At 33.2% G+C, this 3,792-nt stretch carries 2 protein-coding genes; one reads left to right on the top strand and one right to left on the bottom strand.

Annotated features, from left to right (window positions below):
* Positions 1–1,108: 1,108 nt before the first annotated feature.
* Entirely contained in the window at positions 1,109–2,065 is a 957-nt protein-coding gene (locus AC0NJG_RS28485) for a proline dehydrogenase family protein (protein WP_087951340.1), read from the bottom strand.
* Positions 2,066–2,182: 117 nt separating this feature from the next.
* Here AC0NJG_RS28485 and pdxR point away from each other — a divergent pair, with 117 nt between their 5' ends.
* Positions 2,183–3,595, top strand: a complete 1,413-nt coding sequence (gene pdxR, locus AC0NJG_RS28490) for a MocR-like pyridoxine biosynthesis transcription factor PdxR (RefSeq protein ID WP_087951341.1) — start codon at positions 2,183–2,185, stop codon at positions 3,593–3,595.
* Positions 3,596–3,792: the final 197 nt, after the last annotated feature.

The following is a 3,792-nucleotide window of genomic DNA, read 5'->3' on the forward strand; positions in this document are numbered from 1 at the left end:
TTTTCAAAGAACTACTTAGCCGCTCATTTGCGACTTCCTTATGTTAACATTTTCAACTTTCAATGTCAACTAAGTTTTTTATTTCGTTTGTCGCTTTCGACGTTATTGTCATCGGCGACTTGTTCTATATTACACCTCTAAGTAGCAATCGTCAACACCTTTTTATAAATATATTCAAGTTAATATTTTGACACTCTCTAGCCTAGAGAAGAATCTATAAAATTATATTTCTAGAAAAGTAACTTCTACTTCTCTTTAATCCCCTCTTCCAAAATATATACAAGTTAAATTAACCCTATAGACTTAATTTATATGAAAGGTTTTACTCAGTGAAACAAACAATATTAATAAAGACTAATGTGTAATTAAAAAGTTATTCCCCAAATACCTCCTTGTTTATCACGCACCCCATTAGAAAGGATTAAAGATATACGTATTCTTATAATAAACAACGATACAGAAGTTCATAATAAACTTGTATACTATTCTAGTTATAGAGTTCCCCTTATATGAGGTAATCCTTACTTATCTGTTTACTCATAAATATATACAAATATACTTACTAACTATCCTGCGTCACTGAAATATCCATCTTATATCTCTTTCATCTTTAGGCCTCATCCATTTCCATACAGCCTAGTGGTAATAGCTGTTATATCCTCTTAGCAGAAACTTAAGATATGCATACAAACTACATTCAAGGTCCGAACCGATTAATAGCATTTCTTTTTCAGCATATATACAGGATTAAAAATACGAACATCAATCGATCTAGTATACTCAACACACCGGAAAGGAACGAGTGTTCTTTTTGTTTATATCACTTTTTATAACATTTAAGTATGTTTATTCTATACCTATAACATGTAATTTTATTGTTCTTATTTATATATCCTTCATTTTGAAATACATATAGAATTACAAATTCACTTATTTCTAACTACAAGCTTAAAATTCCTATATAAACGAGCCAGAATTTCTAATCTAGGAAAAATCTAACTCTTACTTTTGGGACACAGTCACAATTATTTAACTTCCTTACTATAACTAAACTCCCTCGCAATAACCATAGCCAAAATAACTTTTACATTTAAGATAAAAGTTATATTCAATATTCCCGACTCCGCTGCTCTGAAGATGAATGTATCATATCTGTCACAGCATGATATAGATTTTCTGGATGTTCAGCTATCCGGTGACACAAATACAAATACCACTCTTTCCCATAAGTCAAATATACTCTAGCGTTATATCCTTTGTTTTTCAAATCACTTAACATATCCGGACGAATTCCATATAACATTTCTATCTCTACATTAGATTGACTAAAATATCGACGTTGTTCCATCTCTTTAATAAGAATTTCATCATGTGTAGCTATAGATAGAGGGTGATTGTTTTCAATTAGTTGTTCTACAATTTGAAGATACTGCTGATTTAAATCGGTTGACCTAGGCATAGCAATATCCGGAACTTCTTGATAGGCACCTTTTACAACTCGTATTCTCCCTGGATAATGTAGGAGTTCTTGAATATCATTGTTCGAGCGATATAAATGTGCCTGAATTGTTATCCCTACATTAGGATATTGCTCTGTTGTTTTTTTATAGATAGAAAGAATATCCTCTGCCTTAGATGATTCTTCCATACTTATCATAAGGGTAGTTCCTTGTACATTTGCCTTCTCTGCCAACTCCATTAAATGAATATAAGATATTTCTGGATCTATAGATAATCCAATATGCGATAAATCAAGTGATACTGTTTGTTTTATAGAAAGAGCACCCACGTCCCCAATAAGATTCAAAAACTCATTTTTTGCTTTATAACACTCCTTTATATCTAGCTTATTTTCCCCTATATACTCCAGTGAAGTATGATACCCTTTTGTAATTAGTTCTTTTGCCGTCACAATCCCCTCATGCCTCGTTTCTCCGGTGACAAAGCGTTTCGCAGCTTGCAACAATAACACATAGAGTTCCCTGGATTGTTGTACATAGGATTTTATATGTTCATTTCGTGCAATCGATTTAAATGCCTGAGCTACTTGAAATTCTTTCGTCATCACATTTTCATCTCCCTTAGAACTATTTGATCCAACTATAGCATGCTAAAATGGTTCGTATTAGTACCATTTTAGCCAAATTTTTATGGTACCAATTTTGATGAAGGGAGTCTTTATATGCTTTGGATACCTATTGATCGATCGTTAGATATTAGTTTAATTCGACAGGTTTATTACCAAATACGTGAGCGAATATTAAATGGAGACCTACAGTCCGGAGAAAAGTTACCATCAACACGGGAATTATCTTCTGAGTTAAACGTATCTAGGAATGTAATTTTAGAAGCTTATGATCAATTATTTTCCGAAGGTTTTTTGGTCGCTCGACAGGGAGCAGGAACATTCATTGCCGAGGGAACTTATTTAGAACAACGTAAAAAATCAACTCTAATTGATTCTTTATCTTGGTGCGAAGAAATAAATAAAGACAGTAACATCATTAATTTTCGTTCAGGGATACCAGCATTAGACTTATTTCCACGCAAGAGATGGGCAAATTTGTCTCACACAATATGGCACGAAGCACCTCCTTCTACGTTTGGATACGATATTCCCGAAGGGCGTCCCGAATTAAGAACGGCTTTATCACGCTATTTATTAAAAACAAGAGGAGTTTTTTGTCATCCAGAACAATTAGTGATTACTTCTGGTGCAACTCAAGCTTTAACACTTGTTTCTAAATTACTTTTATCAACGGGTGATGAAGTAATAATAGAAGATCCTATTACCAATGACATTCAAACAATTTTTAAAAATTCAGGAGCCTTCCTTTATCCTATACCAGTTGATGATAATGGGATGGATACATCTTTGCTACCTGTAAATAAAAATCCAAAATTTATCTTTATTACTCCTTCTCATCAGTTTCCTTTAGGCGGAACATTACCGATTCAACGACGGGTTCAATTGATTAACTACTCAAGAAAAACAAATTGCTACCTCATTGAAGATGATTATGACAGTGAATTTCGATATGAAGGCTCACCCGTAAGTTCATTACAGGGATTGGATCCCGAGCGTGTTATATATATAGGTTCATTTAGTAAAATTTTATCACCGGCCCTTAGGATGGGATACTTAGTTCTTCCCTCACACCTTATTGAAAAATGTCGCAAAGTAAAATGGTTTTCAGATCTACATACACCTTCTTTAAATCAGCTTGTTCTTGCTAAATTTATTACCGAAGATCATTTAGAACGGCATATTATGAAGATGAAAAAACTCTATAAAAATCGAAGAAACTTCCTTATCCAGCAATTAAAATTAGCATTCTCAAATAAGATCAATATTTTCGGCCATTCTACAGGATTACACTTGATTGTTGAATTCAATCAAGTTCAATTCACAAAAGAATTACTTGAGGAAATTCAACAACTCGGAGTAAAAGTATATCCCGTGGAAGACCACGCCATTAAAAAAGGAAAACATCATAATCAAATTATTATAGGGTACGGACATTTAACAACTGAAGAAATAAAAGAAGGGGTGAACAGGCTACAGAGGGCATTATCCTGTATATATTCTTGTTAACAAATAGACAGTTTAACCAACTTGGCCACATTTTTCTGAAGGTACATTATTTAAATGTGAAATCATAATTAATTCAAGGTGTTTCTTGTTAGATAAACGTACTTATAGAGGCGACATTAATTACAAGATTACTTCATTAAACACAAAAAAGACGAGTCATTCTGACTCGTCTTACAGTTGCTTGGCGACGTCCTACT

The organism is Bacillus sp. SSR7 (genome assembly GCF_055902415.1).